We start from the raw sequence: 14,678 nt of genomic DNA, 5'->3' as shown, positions 1-14,678 counted from the left end.
GAATGGCGGCAGGAGCGGGCTCGACGCATTGGGTCATACCGGACGGGTACATTCCGGAGAAAAGCGCGGGGGAGCTGACGAGCCACGAATCGGTCTGCGTGCTGAACACGGGCTTCGAGGACGCGCAGCTGGTTTTTACGATTTATTTCGAGGACCGGGAGCCGTTGGAGTCTATTGGCGTCATCGTGCCCGGACGTCGAACGAAGCATATCCGCACGAGCTCGCTGGTCAAGGACGGCGAGACGATCACGGCGGGCGTGCCGTACGCCATCGAGATCGAAAGCGACGTGCCCGTCATCGTGCAGTACAGCCGGCTCGACGCGACGCAGGCCGAGAATGCGCTCATGTCCACGATGGCGTATCCGGTGAAGGGCGGATAAGGGCGCAAAGCCGAATTTGTCCGATAGCAAGAATCATCCTCCATACCGAAAGGGTGTTGAACGTGTCCGACCGCGCATACGCGTTGTTCGAAGAGCAGCAAAAGGCGAGAGGAATCGACCTGGATCAGGTGAAGGCGAAGCTGAAGGCGCTCAAGATCGAGACGCCGTCCTGGGGCTACGGCGATTCGGGAACGAGGTTCAAGGTGTTCCGCAAGGAGGGCGTGCCGCGCGATCCGTTCGAGAAGTTCGAGGACGCGGCGCAGGTTCACCGGCTGACCGGGCTATGTCCGTCGGTCGCCATCCACATTCCGTGGGACAAAGTCGACGATTACGGGAAGCTGCGCCGCCACGCGGAAAGCCTCGGGCTGTCCGTCGGCGCGGTCAATCCGAACTTGTTCCAGGACGACGAGTATATGCTGGGCAGCGTCACGAACGCCGATCCGGCGATCCGGCGCAGGGCGGCGGACCATCTGCTCGAATGCGTCGACATCGCCAAGGAGACGGGCTCGCGCGACTTGAGCCTTTGGTTCGCCGACGGGACGAACTATCCCGGACAGGGCGACATACGCAAGCGGAAGGCGTGGATGCTCGAGGCGCTCGCCGGGATGTACAAGGCGATGACGCCGGACATGCGGATGCTGATCGAGTACAAATGCTTCGAGCCGGCGTTTTACCATACCGACATCGCCGATTGGGGAATGGCGTACAATTTCGCGCTCAAGCTCGGGCCGCAGGCGGAAGTGCTCGTCGATACGGGCCATCATCTCCAGGGCGCGAACATCGAGCATATCGTCGCGTACCTGATCGACGAGAAGCGGCTCGGCGGCTTCCATTTCAACAGCCGCAAGTACGCGGACGACGACTTGATCGTCGGCTCGTCGAACCCGTACGAGCTGTTCCTGATCTTTTATCAAATCGTGAACGCGTCGATCGATCCCGATCCCGGCATCCGCTCCACGGTCGACAACATCGCGTACATGATCGACCAGTCGCACAACATCGAGGCGAAAATACCGGCGATGATCCGTTCGGTGCTGAACGTCCAGACGCAGTACGCCAAGGCGCTGCTGGTCGACCACGCCGAGGTGGAGCGGGCGCAGCTGCGCGGCGACGTGCTCGGGGCCGAGGATGCGGTGCGCCGGGCGTTCGAGTTCGACGTGACGCCGCTGCTGCACGCCGTCCGCGAGGAGCAAGGCCTCCCGCTCGATCCGATGCGGGCGTATCTCGAAAGCGGCTACGGCAGCGGCATTCTCGCCCGCGGCAAGGGCGGTGCGAGCTGGTGACGGTACTCGCTTACGACTTGGGCGCGAGCGGCGGCCGCGCGATCGCCGGCCGCCTGGTCGGCCGGACGATCGAGCTCGAGGAGCTGCACCGGTTTCCGAACGACCCCGTCGAGGTCGGCGCCCGGCTTCACTGGGACGTGCTGCGGCTGTACCACGAGATCAAGCAGGGGCTGCTCAAGGCGAAGCATGCCGGCAGGACGCCGGACAGCGTCGCGATCGATTCGTGGGCGGTCGACTTCGGCCTCGTCGGCCGAAACGGCGAGCTGCTCGGCAACCCGTACCATTACCGCGACCGGCATACGGACGGCGTCATGGAGAAGCTGTTCGAGGAAGGGATGGCGCGGGAGACGATTTTCTCGCGCACCGGCATCCAGTTTCTCCCCTTTAACACGATTTATCAGCTGGCGGCGATGAAGCGGGACCGTTCCCCGCTGCTCCGGGAGGCGAGCCGGTTTCTGATGATCCCGGACCTGCTCCGCTATTTCTTGACGGGCGACATGCATAACGAGTTTACGAACGCGACGACGACGCAGCTGTACAATCCGCTTCGCGGCGGCTGGGATGAGGAGCTGCTCGCGGGGGTCGGCGCCGACCCTTCCTGGTTCGGTCCGGTGCTGCAGCCGGGAGCGGACGCGGGCCGTCTGCGCGCATCGGTAGCCGCGGAGCTCGGCGTGGGAGCGATTCCCGTCGTCGCCGCCGCCGAGCACGACACCGGCTCCGCCGTCGTCGCCGTCCCGGCGGCGAGCCGGTCGTTCGCTTATTTGATTTGCGGCACATGGTCGCTGATGGGGACGGAGACGGAGCGGCCGGTGCTGGACGAGCGCGCGCTCGCGCTCAACTTCACGAACGAAGGCGGCGCGTTCGGCACGTATCGATTGCTCAAAAACATTATGGGCCTCTGGATTTTGCAGGAGACGAAGCGGCAGTGGGAGCGCGAAGGGGCGAACTACACGTACCCGGAGCTCGTCGCGCTGGCCGAGCGGGCGCCGGCGTTCGGCGCGTGGATCGATCCCGACGACGCCCGGTTTTTGCAGCCGGGCGACATGGCCGAGCGAATCCGCGGCTACTGCCGGGAAACCGGCCAGCGGCCGCCGGAGGGTCCGGGCGGGCTCGTCCGTTGTATTTTGGAAAGTTTGGCGTTAAAATACCGCTATGTGCTGGAATTGACCGAGCAAGTATCGGGCAAGACGTTCGACGGCCTCCACATGACTGGCGGCGGCATCCGAAACGAGCTGCTGTGCCGCTGGTCGGCGAACGCGATCGGCAAGCCGGTATGGGCGGGGCCGGCGGAAGGCAGCGCGATCGGCAACATGGCCGTGCAGTGGATCGCCCGCGGCGAGCTGGCCGACGTATGGGAGGCGCGGGCGGTCATCCGCGAGTCGTTCCCGTCTGCGGTCTACGAGCCGGAAGACCGCGAAGCTTGGGAGGACGCGTACGGAACGTTTCGCCGCGTGACGGGGCTTGCCTAGACAATCGAAGGGGAGAGGGAACGCATGCTGGTCGCGGAACGATACGAAAAAATCGTGCAGCTGGTCAACGAGCGGGGCAGCATCCGGGTGTCCGAGCTGAGCGAGCTGTGCGGGGTGACGGAGGAGACGATCCGCCGCGACCTCGACCGGCTCGAATCGGCCGGAAGGCTCCGGCGTTCCCACGGCGGGGCGGTCAGCGTCAAGGACGGGCAGCCGTCGGAGACGCCGTACTTCGAGCGGGAAGTGACGCGGGCGGAGGAGAAGAAGCGGATCGCCGAGGAGGCGGTCCGGCGCATCGAGCCGCGCGACCGGATCGTGCTCGACGCGAGCTCGACCGCCTGGTACATGGCCGCGATATTGCCGGACATCCCGCTGACGGTGCTGACCAATTCGATCAAGGTGGCGACGGAGCTGGCGGGCAAGGAGAAGATCGAGGTCATCTCGACCGGCGGCATTCTCGCCGCCCGCTCGCTATCGTACGTCGGGCCGCTCGCCGAGCGGTCGCTCGACGCTTATCACGTCGACAAGGCTTTTTTGTCGTGCAAGGGCGTCCATTTGGAGCGCGGCATCAGCGAGTCCAACGAGCTGCAGGGCCGCGTGAAGCAGAAGATGATCGGCATCGCGGACCGCGTCTACCTGCTGGCCGATTCGAGCAAGTTCGGCGTCCAGTCGTTCGCGCACGTCGCTAGCTTGGACGAGGCGGGGGCGATCGTGACGGATCGCCAGCTCGACGGCGAGACGATCCGGAGACTCGAGGAACGGGGTCTGACCGTTACGGCCGTATAAGACGGCAAAGCCGGCGGCGCTTCCGCGAAGCGTTTGCCGGCTTTGCGTTTCCCGACGATCGGGGTAACCCGTCGCCGCCTTAGACCCGTTCACTCGATAGCTTTGTAGTACAAGACGGTGGCGTCGAACTCCCCGGTGGCGGATTTCGCGAAGCCGGGAATGCGCCCGGCTCGGACGAAGCCGAGCGAAGCGTACAGCAAGTTCGACGGATCGCCCTCCCTCGTATCGAGGACGAGAAGCGTCCGGCCTTCGAGCTTCGCCCGCTCTTCGGCCGCCCTCATGAGCGCGCGGCCGATTCCGTTGCGCCGATAGACGGGGTGCGTCATCAGCTTGGCGATTTCCGCCCGATGAAGGCCGTTCGGCTTCGTGCACAGGTGCAGCTGCACGCTGCCGACGATCCGGCCGTCGGCCACCGCGACCCACAGCAGGGCGTCCGGCCGGATTACGCCGCCCCAAAACCGCTCCGCCTCATGACGATCCAAGGGCGGCAAAAACCCGATCGACGCCCCGTCCTCCACGACCCGGATCAGAAGCTCCGCAAGCTCGGCCATTCGGCCGTCTACCGATGTCAGCTGTTCGATTTGGACGACCATACGTTTCGAAACCTCCCCGCAAATTTCCGATATTTCCCTTTATAGCACGATTGGAAACAACAACGCAATGTTTATGTCAAGTAATCTAACATTTAAATTTTTTGTGATACGGTACGTATATCGTTTCGGCCCGAATCGCTGGTTTTCATTGACAAAAACGAGCGGAGTGCGCATAATACTAAATATACATAATCATTTAAAAAGTTTGTAAATGCATGCAAGCGATCGTCCGCCGAATAGGAGGAAGCGTTTCGGGGGGAGCCTGTGAAGACGACTATGCATACTTGGAGGCGATTCGAATGAACATCAACGTGACGCAGGCGGCCGTCGACTGCTTTACCCGGGAGTGGGGCATACGCGAAGGGGATCGGCTGCGCATTTTCGTCCGCTACGCGGGGGGCGGGGAGGACGCGTTCGCGTTCGGCATTACGCGGGACGTTCCCCGCGATCCGGCCATTGCCGCTACGGCGGGCGGCATCTCGTTTTTTATGGAACAGCAGGACGTCTGGTATTTGGAAGGCCGCAGCCTGACCATCGACTGCGAAGCGGAGGAAATCGTGCTGAAGCGAACCTCCTGAACAATAGAAGAAAGAAGGAATCTGCATGGAGACGCCGACGATTCAACGCGGGCAGCACGCGGACAAATTGCTGCGGGTGCTCGTCTTTACTTTGATCATATCCGTCATGAACGCTTCGATGTTCAACGTGGCGCTGCCCGTCATCAGCGCGGAGTTCGATTTGACGCCGTCCCAGGTGAGCTGGATGCTGACGGGCTACATGATCGTTTACGCGATCGGCTCGGTGACGTTCGGGAAGCTGGCGGATAAGTACCGGCTGAAAGATTTGCTCACGATCGGGCTGATCGCGTTCGCGCTCGGCTCGATCATCGGCTTGTCCGCCTCGGAATTTTGGATGGTCATCGCCGGACGGCTGTTCCAAGCGGCCGGGGCGTCGGTCATTCCGGCGACCGCGATGATCGTGCCGGTCCGCTACTTCTCGCCGGAGAAGCGGGGCCGCGCGCTCGGCACGACGGCGGTCGGGCTGGCGCTCGGCTCGGCGCTAGGGCCGATCGTCTCCGGCCTCGTGGCCGGACTCGTCAACTGGCGGTATTTGTTCGCCTTGTCGATTTTGGCCATATTCGTCCTGCCGTTTTTCCGCAAATATTTGGACGACGAGCGGGGGACGGCCCGCCGCATCGACTATTGGGGCGGGTTGTTCCTCGCCGGGACGGTCGCCTCGCTGCTGCTCGCCATCACGCTCGGCAGCTGGCCGCTGCTCGCGGCAGGGGCGGCGCTGTTCGCCGCGTTTCTCGTCCGGATCCGCTATGCGGCCGAGCCGTTCGTGCAGCCGGCCATTTTCCGCAACAAGTCGTTCTCGCTCGGACTCGCGATCGCGTTTCTGATGACGGGGCTCAATTTCGGAACGCCGTTTCTGACCCCGCAGCTGCTCGCGCACGTCAATCATTTGTCGCCGCTTTCGGTCGGCTTCGTCATGTTCCCCGCGGCGATCGCCTCCGCGCTGCTCGGACGCAAGGGCGGAAAGCTGGCGGACGAGAAGGGGAACCGCTATTTGTTCGCGATCGCCGCTTCGCTTATCGTGTTCAGCTTCGCGGCGCTGTCGTCGGTCGTCGGCTTGGCGCCCGTCGTCATCGCGGTCTTCCTCGTCTTCGGCAACGTCGGCCAGACGTTTATGCAGATCGCGATGTCGAACACGATATCGCGGACGCTGACGAGGGAGCAAACCGGGGGCGGCATGGGGCTGTTCGCGATGCTGAACTTCATCGCCGGCGCAACGGCGACGACGCTCATCGGCAAAGCGCTCGACGCCGAGACGGCGTCGTTCCGCCTCAACCCGGTGCCGCCGGCGGAGGCGGTGCTGTACAGCAACGTATTCGCGTTTCTCGCACTCATGATCGTCGTCGTAGGGATCGTTTATTTGATGCAATTCGGGAAGACGGCCGGCGCGCGGACGGCCGCGGTTTCGGCGCAGCGTCCGGAAGCCGATACGCGATGAAAGGCGGGGGAATCATCCCCCGCCTTCGTGTATCCGTTTCCCGATCGCGGCCCGCGCCCATCGGCACCATTCCAGGTTCGAGCGCGTGTTGGAGAGCGCTTTGTTCAGCAGCATGTAGATGCCGAAGTAATGGGACCGGAATTCGAGGTTGTCCGGGTCGCCGTTCGCGACCTGCTCGAGCATGCGCACCTTCGCTTCCAATCGGCCGAGCTTCTCCTCGTACAGCTTCTCCCGCTCGCCGAACATGCGCAGCGCGTTCTCCGGGGACGTGTTCCACAAGCAGTACGTCTTCAGCAGCATCTCGTCTTTCATGACGGGCTCTCCGGTCGGTCCTTCCAGCCATTCCTTCAAAGCGGCGGTGCCGCGATCCGTAATCGTGTACACTTTTTTGTCCGGCTTGTCGGATTGGCTGACAAGCTCGAACGATACGAGTCCTTCCTTCTCCATGGCGGAGAGGAGCGGATAAATTTGGCTGTGCTTCGCCGGCCAAAACAGCTCGAATTGATGCATCAAATCGTAGCCGGAGCAAGGCTTGAGCGACAGCAGGCTGAGCAATCCGTACGATAGCGTATTCAATCGGACGTTCCCTTCTATGTCAGTTTTGACATAATGCCAAAAAGGAGATATGATAAGTTCGTTATTCATTATATGTAAAAAGATACATATAATCAAATTCGGATACGAGCGAATCGGAGGAGAAACCGTGAGTGAAAACGAAGCTTTGAACCGCGTCCGGTTTTGGCCGGTCATGATCGCCATCTTTTGCGGGTCGTTCATCTCGACCTTGGCGACGAGCACCATCAATATCGCGCTGCCTTTGCTGCAGCACCATTTCGAGACGACGCTCGGCACGATCCAGTGGACGATCACCGGCTTCATGCTGGCGATGGGGACGATCGCGCCGATTACGGGCTATCTCGGCGAACGATTCAGCTACAAGCGGCTGTATTTGTTCGCCCTGGCCGGGTTTACGCTGGCGTCCGCCTTGTGCGCGTTCGCCTGGAATCCCGCTTCCCTAGTCGTGTTCCGCATTTTGCAGGGCGCCTTCAGCGGCTTGATCGTGCCCGCCACGATGACGATCATCTATCAAGTCATCCCGCGCGAAAAACAAGCGATGGCGATGGGGCTGTGGGGCGTCTCGGCGATGCTGGCGCCGGCGATCGGCCCGACGTTCGCGGGATGGCTGCTCGAGAGCTGGAGCTGGAAATGGCTGTTCTGGATCAATATCCCGGTCGGCCTCGTCTCCGTTCTGTGCGTCACCCGCTTCATTCCGTATTACCGGCTGAAGGTGCCGAAGTCGTTCGACCTGATCGGCTTCGTTACCGTCACGATCGGCAGCGCCTCGCTGCTCGTCGCGCTGGGGCAAGGCCATGCTTGGGGATGGGCGTCCGCCGAAATCGTGACGCTGTTCGCCGCAGGTCTCGTCTTCCTCGCGCTGTTCATCTGGCGCGAGCTCGTCGCCGAGACGCCGCTGCTCGACCTGCGCGTTCTCGCGAACGGCCGCTATACGCTGACGCTCGTCATCGTCAGCATCCTGACGGTCAGCCTGTACTCGGGGATGCTGCTCATCCCGGTCTTCCTGCAGAACATTCAACGGGTCACCCCGATGGATACCGGACTCATCTTGCTGCCGGCGTCGCTCGCGATGGCGCTCATGATGCCGATCGTGGCGAAGCTGTACGAAAAAATCGGGCCGCGCTGGCTGCTGACGACGGGCATCGCTCTGCTCGGCGTCGGAACGCTGACGCTCAGCTGGCTCAGCGTGGACGTCTCGCATTCGTACATTTTGTTCTGGATGATCGTGCGCAACGTCGGCATCGCCATGGTCATGATGCCCGCGAGCAACGCCGGCATGGAGCGTATCCCGCCGCATTTGGCCGGGCACGCCTCGTCGATGTCGAACTGGACGCGGAACGTGTTCGGCTCGTTCTCGATCGCCATCTTCACGTCGCTGCTCGCCTCGTATTCGACGGGACATGCGACCGATCTGGTCAAGTCCGGCGTGACGGACAAAGTCCAGCTCCAGCTGCTCTCGTTCACGATGAGCGTCGACGACGTGTTCCTGATCGCGACGGTCATCGCCCTCGTCGCGCTGCCGCTCAGCCTGACGGTCGGCAAGCTGAAGCCGAAGCTGCTTTCGGAGACGAAAGGTATGGGAGCGGCTTGAGCCGCGCCTTCCCCGGATCGCAGCGGGAGCGTCGGCGCACGCGGGCGGCTCCGGTACCGGCCCCGGCGGAAACTTCGGTTTCCGTCCGGGGCCGCTCTGTCCTCGCACCCGCCAACCTGTTATAATGGAACCGTAACGTCGAAGCGTTCCACATTTTGGTTCCGGTTGGTGTTGACATGCTGCCACAAACGAAATTTTTCCGGATCGGGTACGGTATTCTTCTCGTCTTCCTGATCATTTGGGTCGGCGTAAAGATCGACTTTATTTTTTACCCGCTTAAGGTGCTCGTCCAGACGCTGTTCGCCCCGATTCTCATATCCGGCATTTTGTATTACTTGTTCCGTCCCGTCGTCAACCTGCTGACGGGCAAAAACGTGCCGCGCTCGCTCGCCATCCTGATCATCTACCTGTTCTTCGCGCTGCTCGTGACGATCGTCGTCATCTTCGTCGCGCCGGTGCTGAAGCGGCAGTTCACCGAGCTGATCAACAGCTTGCCGGCGCTGCTGCAGGCGGCGGTCAGCAAAGGGCAGGAGCTCGCGGAGAGCGAATGGTTCACCCGGTTCGCCGAGAGCTTCGAGCTCGACTTCAACAAGCTGTCGGCGAAAGTGTCCGACTACCTGGTCGTCGGCTTCAACCTGCTCAGCGCGAACTTCAAATCGGTGATCGGGTTCGTCGCGAACGTGTTTTTCCTCGCCGTCACCGTGCCGTTCATCCTGTTCTACCTGCTGCGGGACGGGGACAAAATCCGCGACGGCATGCTCAAGCTGCTGCCGAAATCGCGCAAGGAAGACGCGAAAGACATTTTGTCCAAGATGGACGAAACGGTCAGCCTGTACATACGCGGCCAAATTATCGTCGCCTTCATCGTCGGCGTGCTCTGTCTCGTCGGGTACTTGATCGTCGGCGTCGACTACGCGTTCCTGCTTGCGCTCGCGGCGATGATTACGAACGTCATCCCGTACGTGGGCGCTTTCCTCGCCGCGGTGCCGGCCATTATCGTCGCGCTCGTCGACTCGCCGTTCATGGTGCTGAAGGTCGTCATCGTGGCGGTCGTGGCGCAGCAGGTCGAAGGCAATTTGATTTCGCCGCAAATTATGGGCAAGCAGCTGGAAATCCACCCGCTGACGATACTGCTGCTGCTGCTCGTCGTCGGCAGCCTCGTCGGCCCGCTCGGCATGCTGCTGGCGGTTCCGGTGTACGCGGTCGCCAAAATCATCGTCGTTCACGTCTACGGTCTCATCCGGCTGCGGCTCCATCCGCCGACCGACGAATAAGCCCTTCACGGGACGGCGGACGACGAGCCGGCATAGGAGAGTAACGCAATGGACTTCACGCCAAACTTGTATACGATATTGTCCGTTGTCAATTTGCTGCTCGCCGCGGCGGTCATCTTCCTGGAGCGGCGCAACGTCGGCGTCACGTGGGCGTGGCTGATGGTGCTCTTCTTCCTGCCCGGCGCCGGCTTCCTGCTCTACTTGTTCCTCGGGCAAAACTTGAGCCGCCGGAAGCTGTACAAAATCAAGGCGGAGCGTCGCGAGTACGTTCACGCCTTGATCGAAAGCCAGAAGCGGGAAATTCGCCGAATCCATTTCCACGATCCGGCGATGATCCATTATCAGGACATGATCTACATGAACTTGTCCGGCGGGCAGTCGCTCTATACGCAGGACAACGAGGTCGACATTTTCACCGACGGCAACAGCAAATTCGAATCGCTGCTGCGCGACATCGAACGGGCGCGGTCGCACATTCATCTGATGTATTATATCGTGAAGGACGACGGCTTGGGCCGCAGGCTCGTCGAGGCGCTGGCGCGCAAGGCGAAGGAAGGCGTACAGGTGCGGTTTTTGTACGACCATATCGGCAGCACCGGCTTGTCGCGGCGGTTTTTCCGGCCGTTGACGGAGGCGGGCGGCCAGACGGCGGCCTTTTTCCCGTCGAAAATTCCGTACGTCAATTTCCGAATCAACTTTCGCAACCACCGGAAGCTGGCGATCATCGACGGGTCGTGCGGCTACATCGGCGGCATTAATGTGGGGGACGAATATCTCGGACTGGACAAGCGGTTCGGCGATTGGCGCGATACGCACCTGAAAGTGAAAGGAAGCGCCGTCTATCAGATGCAGATGCAGTTCGTGCTGGACTGGAACTTGGCGTCCGGGACGAAGATGTCCGACGAGCTGGCGTATTTCCCCGGTCCGATCGATCACGCCGGCAAGGTCGGCATGCAGATCGTCTCGAGCGGGCCGACGAACGACCGGGAGCAGATCAAGAAGGTGTATATCAAGATGGTCCATGCCGCGAAGCAGAGCGTCTGGATCCAGTCGCCTTACTTCGTGCCGGACGAAAGTTTGATGACGGCGCTCAAGATGGCCGCGCTGTCCGGCGTCGACGTCCGCCTCATGCTGCCGGCGAAGCCCGACCACAAGCTCGTCTATTGGGCGTCCACGTCGTATTTGGGCGAGCTGCTCGCCGTCGGCGTGAAATGCTACCTATACGAAAAAGGGTTTCTGCATGCGAAGACGATCGTCGTGGACGGGCGGGTCGCCACGGTCGGAACGGCGAACATCGATTTGCGCAGCTTCAAGCTGAACTTCGAGGTGAACGCCGTCTTGTACGACACGGAAACCGCCGGCAAGCTGCAGCGCATCTTTTTGGACGATCAGGAGCACTGCACGCAGCTGACCGAGGATGTATACCGGGAGCGCCCGCTCCGCAACCGGTTTCTCGAGTCCTGCGCCCGGCTGCTGTCGCCGATTTTGTAAACCGCGTCCGACAAAACGAGAGACTGCTCGCCCTGTCCAAAACGGCGTTGGCAGTCTCTTGTCGTGTTCGTCGCCGCGCGGGTGCGGACGGACGGGCGGAACCGAAGTCAGTCGAGGTCGAGAAGGCCGCGCTGCAAATAGCTTTCCAGCGTTTTGGCCACGTCGTATATCGTATGCGAAGAGTCGATGTTTTCGTAAGCGTGCTCGCACTCGGACTTGTACGCGAGCTCTTCCTCGTAGTGGGACAAATACCGCCGGATGCGATCCTCCGAGTCTCCCCGGTTTTTCAGCCGTTCGACGATCGTATCGGGGCTGGCGTAAATGAAAAAGCGCTTGACTTTGTCGCCGTAGGCGTCCTTCAATATTTCCGCGCCGTACCGGTTCAAGACGAGGTAAATGCAGCCGTACTGCCGCAGCGCGGCCTCGATGTCGGCATGCTTGACGCCGTACCGGACTCCGTCGATGTCCACGACCTCGACGAACTCGCCGTTGCGCTCGGCGGCGGCGAAGGCGTCCGGATCGACGAAATGATAGTCGCGGCCTTCCGCTTCGTTCGGTCTCGGCTCGCGGGTCGTGTAGGAGAGCACTTGCTTCATGTGGATCGTGGCGCCGGCCATTTCGGCGATCGTTTTGCGGCCCGCACCGGTCGGACCGGTAAAGACGAAGACGATTTCTTTATCTTTCAGTACGTACATGGGCTTACCTCCTTTTGTGGCGTCCGCCAAAAGATACGGCGATATATACCTTATTCGCCAAAAGGCGAAAATTCCCTATCGGATCGAAGCAAAAATTCCGATACAAACAAGTAGGCCGTTCTCCGGCCGAACGCCCCGCTCGCGTGCTATAATGAATGAATGAGTGGATGATCGGGGTCATTTTTTCGAACAATGGGAGTTGGATACGATGAAGGAACCGAACCGGACGGTCGACGGCGGCCGATCCGGCTTGTGGACATACGCGCTATTTATCGGGATCGGCGCGCTGCTCTACGTCGTCGTCGCGTTTCTGATCGCGGGCTTGCCCGGCCGGATGGGCGAAGCCGACGACGTCGCCGCCTTCGGAGTGGGGGACGATTGGGAGGCGTACGCGGGCGAGCTCCCTTTCCGCGACGGCGTTCCCGAAGACCGTGCGGTCGCTTGGAGGCCGCTCGCCGAGCTGCAAGCCGAGCATGGCAAGCGGGAGGCTCCGGAGCCATACTGGCTTCGGATCGTTCTGCCCGGGGAGACGGGCGGCTCCCGTGATCCGTACTTGTGGGTCAAGCGGCAAAGCCACTATCAGCTGTACGTCGACGGCGTCAAGCTCGGCGAGGTGGACAACGACGGAGCGGACCGTTTCATGCATCCGTCCTTCGGCTGGCGCTCGTACGAGATGCAGCCGAAGGACGGGCCTCGCACGCTGCTCGTCCACGTCGATCCGGTGCGGCCCTCGCTGTACGTCGGCAGCTACGCCGTCGGGGACGGGAAGACGCTGCTCGCGGAGATGATCCGCTACGACGCGGTCGGCCTGTTATACGTGCTGCTGTTCGGCCTTCTCGGCTTCGCGTCGACGGCGCTTTACTTGCGGTCCCCGCGGGACCCGTATTATTTAAGCTTTGCGATCATCACGTATTGCGCCGCGGCCGGGTATTTGTTCCGATCGTACTCGTTCCAGCTGCTGCCGCACGCTCCGGTGCTCGTCTACTTGGCCGACCTGCCGGGCATCGCGGCTACGGGCGCCTTTCAGTTGTTCATGCATCAATTCGCGGGAGGACGCCGTCATTCGCTGTTCCGGGTATTGGCCGCGTATTTTTTCGTCGGGGCGTTCGCGCTTACCGTCATCGCCTTGATGACCGATTTCAGAACGTATTACCGTCTTTACACGGTCTTTTTGCTTCCCGGTCTCACGGTGTCGGGCGTAGCGGTCGTCCTTTTCGCGGTGCGCCGCTACTGGAAGCTGGCCGACCGGGAAACCGGCTGGATGCTGACGGGGATTCTGTCGGCCGTCTTGTGCGTCGTCGTCCATATCGGCGGTTCGTTCTACGTCAAGTCGCTGCGGGTGTTTCCGCTTCATTCGACGACCGAGGCGTATATCGTGGAAAACGCGGCCGGCTACGGCGTGCTGCTGTTCGTCCTCGCGCTCGGAATGGCGATGCTGACCCGGATATCGCGCATCCGCGCCGAGCACCGGACGTTTACCGAGTCGCTCGAGCGGATGGTGGAGGATCGGACGGCGGAGCTCGCGGAGTCGAACCGGCTGCTCGAGATATCGATTCGGGAGCGTTCCGAAGCGATGGCGGAAATGTACGTGCTCGAGGAGCGCAACCGGATCGCGGGCGACATTCACGACGGCGTCGGCCACTCGCTTACGACGTCGCTCGTGCAGATGGACGCGGCCCGGCTTCTGCTGAAGAAAGGGCGCGAGGAAGAAGGGCTGCGCAAGCTGGAGCTGTCGGTCGAGCTTGTCCGGAAAAGCTTGCAGGACGTTCGCGAATCCGTCCATATGATGAAGTCGATCGGAGCGGAATTCGATCTGGAGGAGTCGCTGTCCGAGCTGGCCAAAGCGACGGAGGAAGCCGCGGGAATCGAGGTGACCGGCGAGGTTTCGGCACTGCCCGCGCTCGGCACGCTGCAAAAAAAAGTGGTGTTCCGCACGATGCAGGAAGGGCTGACGAACGGCCTGCGCCACGGCGGTGCGGGCAAATTCCGGTATGAGCTGGCTTACGCCGACGGCCGGGTGACGTTCACGCTCTGGAACGACGGCAAGCCGCACGGCGACCGCCCGTTCGGCTTCGGCTTGAGCAGCATGCGGGAGCGGGTGCGTCAAATCGGCGGGACGCTCGAGGTATCGTCGCCGGGCGGAGACGATTACCTGCTGTCGATCCGGTTCCCGGCGGGATGAAGGCAAGCGAATCGTCGCTTGCCTTTTATTTTGTCGACGATCCTTATTTTTTCATCTCGAAAAATTCGCACGTCTCCCGCGGGTGATAGGCGAGCTCGCTAACCCCGGACTGGACGACGACGGTCGATTCGTCGAAACGGATGATGACCCCGCCGGAATCGATCATATGGTCGTCGCGGAAGACGCGGACGGACGTCTCCGCCTCCAGCGCTTCCTGGAAATCGCGATCGGTGATTAGCTTCCGGTTTCGAAGCATTTCGTTCGTTCTCCTTTGCGGGCTTTGGACTTTAGAGTCCTTACCATTGTACCAGAGGACGGCGGCGAACGATAGGCTCGTATCGTCCG

14 protein-coding genes are annotated in these 14,678 nt (G+C 61.6%); 10 read left to right on the top strand and 4 right to left on the bottom strand.

The features are described 5' to 3' along the window. Positions 1-2: 2 nt before the first annotated feature. The 4 genes from DLM86_RS23190 (at position 3) to DLM86_RS23175 (ending at position 3,918) form a co-directional block, all read left to right on the top strand. Positions 3-380 carry a sensory rhodopsin transducer gene (locus DLM86_RS23190; RefSeq protein WP_110842453.1) on the top strand — a complete coding sequence of 126 codons (378 nt, stop codon included), beginning with the start codon at positions 3-5 and terminating at the stop codon, positions 378-380. 62 nt (positions 381-442) lie between these two features. After that, positions 443-1,663 (top strand): L-rhamnose isomerase, encoded by a 1,221-nt coding sequence (gene rhaI / locus DLM86_RS23185; protein WP_110842452.1) that lies wholly within the window; start codon positions 443-445, stop codon positions 1,661-1,663. Then, a complete protein-coding gene (locus tag DLM86_RS23180) occupies positions 1,660-3,132 on the top strand; it encodes a rhamnulokinase (protein WP_110842451.1) in 1,473 nt (490 codons plus the stop codon). Before rhaI ends, DLM86_RS23180 begins: the two co-directional genes overlap by 4 nt. Positions 3,133-3,156: 24 nt before the next feature. Then, positions 3,157-3,918: a DeoR/GlpR family DNA-binding transcription regulator gene (locus DLM86_RS23175; protein WP_110842450.1), complete on the top strand. Its 762-nt coding sequence runs from the start codon at positions 3,157-3,159 to the stop codon at positions 3,916-3,918. An 89-nt stretch (positions 3,919-4,007) separates the two neighbouring features. Here DLM86_RS23175 and DLM86_RS23170 read toward each other — a convergent pair whose 3' ends face one another. Continuing rightward, positions 4,008-4,511, bottom strand: a complete 504-nt coding sequence (locus DLM86_RS23170) for a GNAT family N-acetyltransferase (protein ID WP_110842449.1) — start codon at positions 4,509-4,511, stop codon at positions 4,008-4,010. Positions 4,512-4,810: 299 nt separating this feature from the next. Here DLM86_RS23170 and DLM86_RS23165 point away from each other — a divergent pair, with 299 nt between their 5' ends. Both DLM86_RS23165 and DLM86_RS23160 read left to right on the top strand, forming a co-directional pair. Next, positions 4,811-5,089, top strand: a complete 279-nt coding sequence (locus tag DLM86_RS23165; protein WP_110842448.1) for a HesB/YadR/YfhF family protein — start codon at positions 4,811-4,813, stop codon at positions 5,087-5,089. Positions 5,090-5,114: 25 nt separating this feature from the next. Further along, the gene (locus DLM86_RS23160) at positions 5,115-6,524 is read left to right on the top strand and encodes an MFS transporter (RefSeq protein ID WP_110842447.1); all 1,410 of its coding nucleotides are present in this window, start codon (positions 5,115-5,117) and stop codon (positions 6,522-6,524) included. Between the two features lie 12 nt (positions 6,525-6,536). Here the strand turns inward: DLM86_RS23160 and DLM86_RS23155 are convergent, their stop codons facing one another. Then, positions 6,537-7,100, bottom strand: coding sequence for a PadR family transcriptional regulator (locus DLM86_RS23155; protein WP_110842446.1), 564 nt, complete (start codon positions 7,098-7,100; stop codon positions 6,537-6,539). 127 nt (positions 7,101-7,227) lie between these two features. Between DLM86_RS23155 and DLM86_RS23150 the strand changes: the two genes are divergently transcribed. From DLM86_RS23150 to cls, 3 genes are all read left to right on the top strand, one after another. Beyond that, entirely contained in the window at positions 7,228-8,691 is a 1,464-nt protein-coding gene (locus DLM86_RS23150; RefSeq protein ID WP_245954849.1) for an MDR family MFS transporter, read from the top strand. 176 nt (positions 8,692-8,867) lie between these two features. Further along, complete coding sequence (locus tag DLM86_RS23145; protein ID WP_245954847.1) at positions 8,868-9,965, top strand: AI-2E family transporter; 1,098 nt, start codon at positions 8,868-8,870, stop codon at positions 9,963-9,965. 48 nt (positions 9,966-10,013) lie between these two features. Beyond that, positions 10,014-11,456: a cardiolipin synthase gene (cls, locus tag DLM86_RS23140; RefSeq protein WP_110842444.1), complete on the top strand. Its 1,443-nt coding sequence runs from the start codon at positions 10,014-10,016 to the stop codon at positions 11,454-11,456. Between the two features lie 107 nt (positions 11,457-11,563). Here cls and DLM86_RS23135 read toward each other — a convergent pair whose 3' ends face one another. Beyond that, entirely contained in the window at positions 11,564-12,151 is a 588-nt protein-coding gene (locus DLM86_RS23135) for a guanylate kinase (RefSeq protein ID WP_110842443.1), read from the bottom strand. A 208-nt stretch (positions 12,152-12,359) separates the two neighbouring features. Between DLM86_RS23135 and DLM86_RS23130 the strand changes: the two genes are divergently transcribed. Then, on the top strand, positions 12,360-14,333 hold the full coding sequence (locus tag DLM86_RS23130) for a sensor histidine kinase (RefSeq protein WP_110842442.1): 1,974 nt from the start codon (positions 12,360-12,362) through the stop codon (positions 14,331-14,333). Positions 14,334-14,376: 43 nt separating this feature from the next. Here the strand turns inward: DLM86_RS23130 and DLM86_RS23125 are convergent, their stop codons facing one another. Further along, on the bottom strand, positions 14,377-14,589 hold the full coding sequence (locus tag DLM86_RS23125; RefSeq protein WP_110842441.1) for a hypothetical protein: 213 nt from the start codon (positions 14,587-14,589) through the stop codon (positions 14,377-14,379). Between the last annotated feature and the right edge of the window lie 89 nt (positions 14,590-14,678).

The organism is Paenibacillus flagellatus (assembly GCF_003217775.1).
Taxonomy (GTDB): Bacteria; Bacillota; Bacilli; order Paenibacillales; family NBRC-103111; genus Paenibacillus_AB; species Paenibacillus_AB flagellatus.
This window is presented reverse-complemented; position numbering and strand designations above follow the sequence as displayed.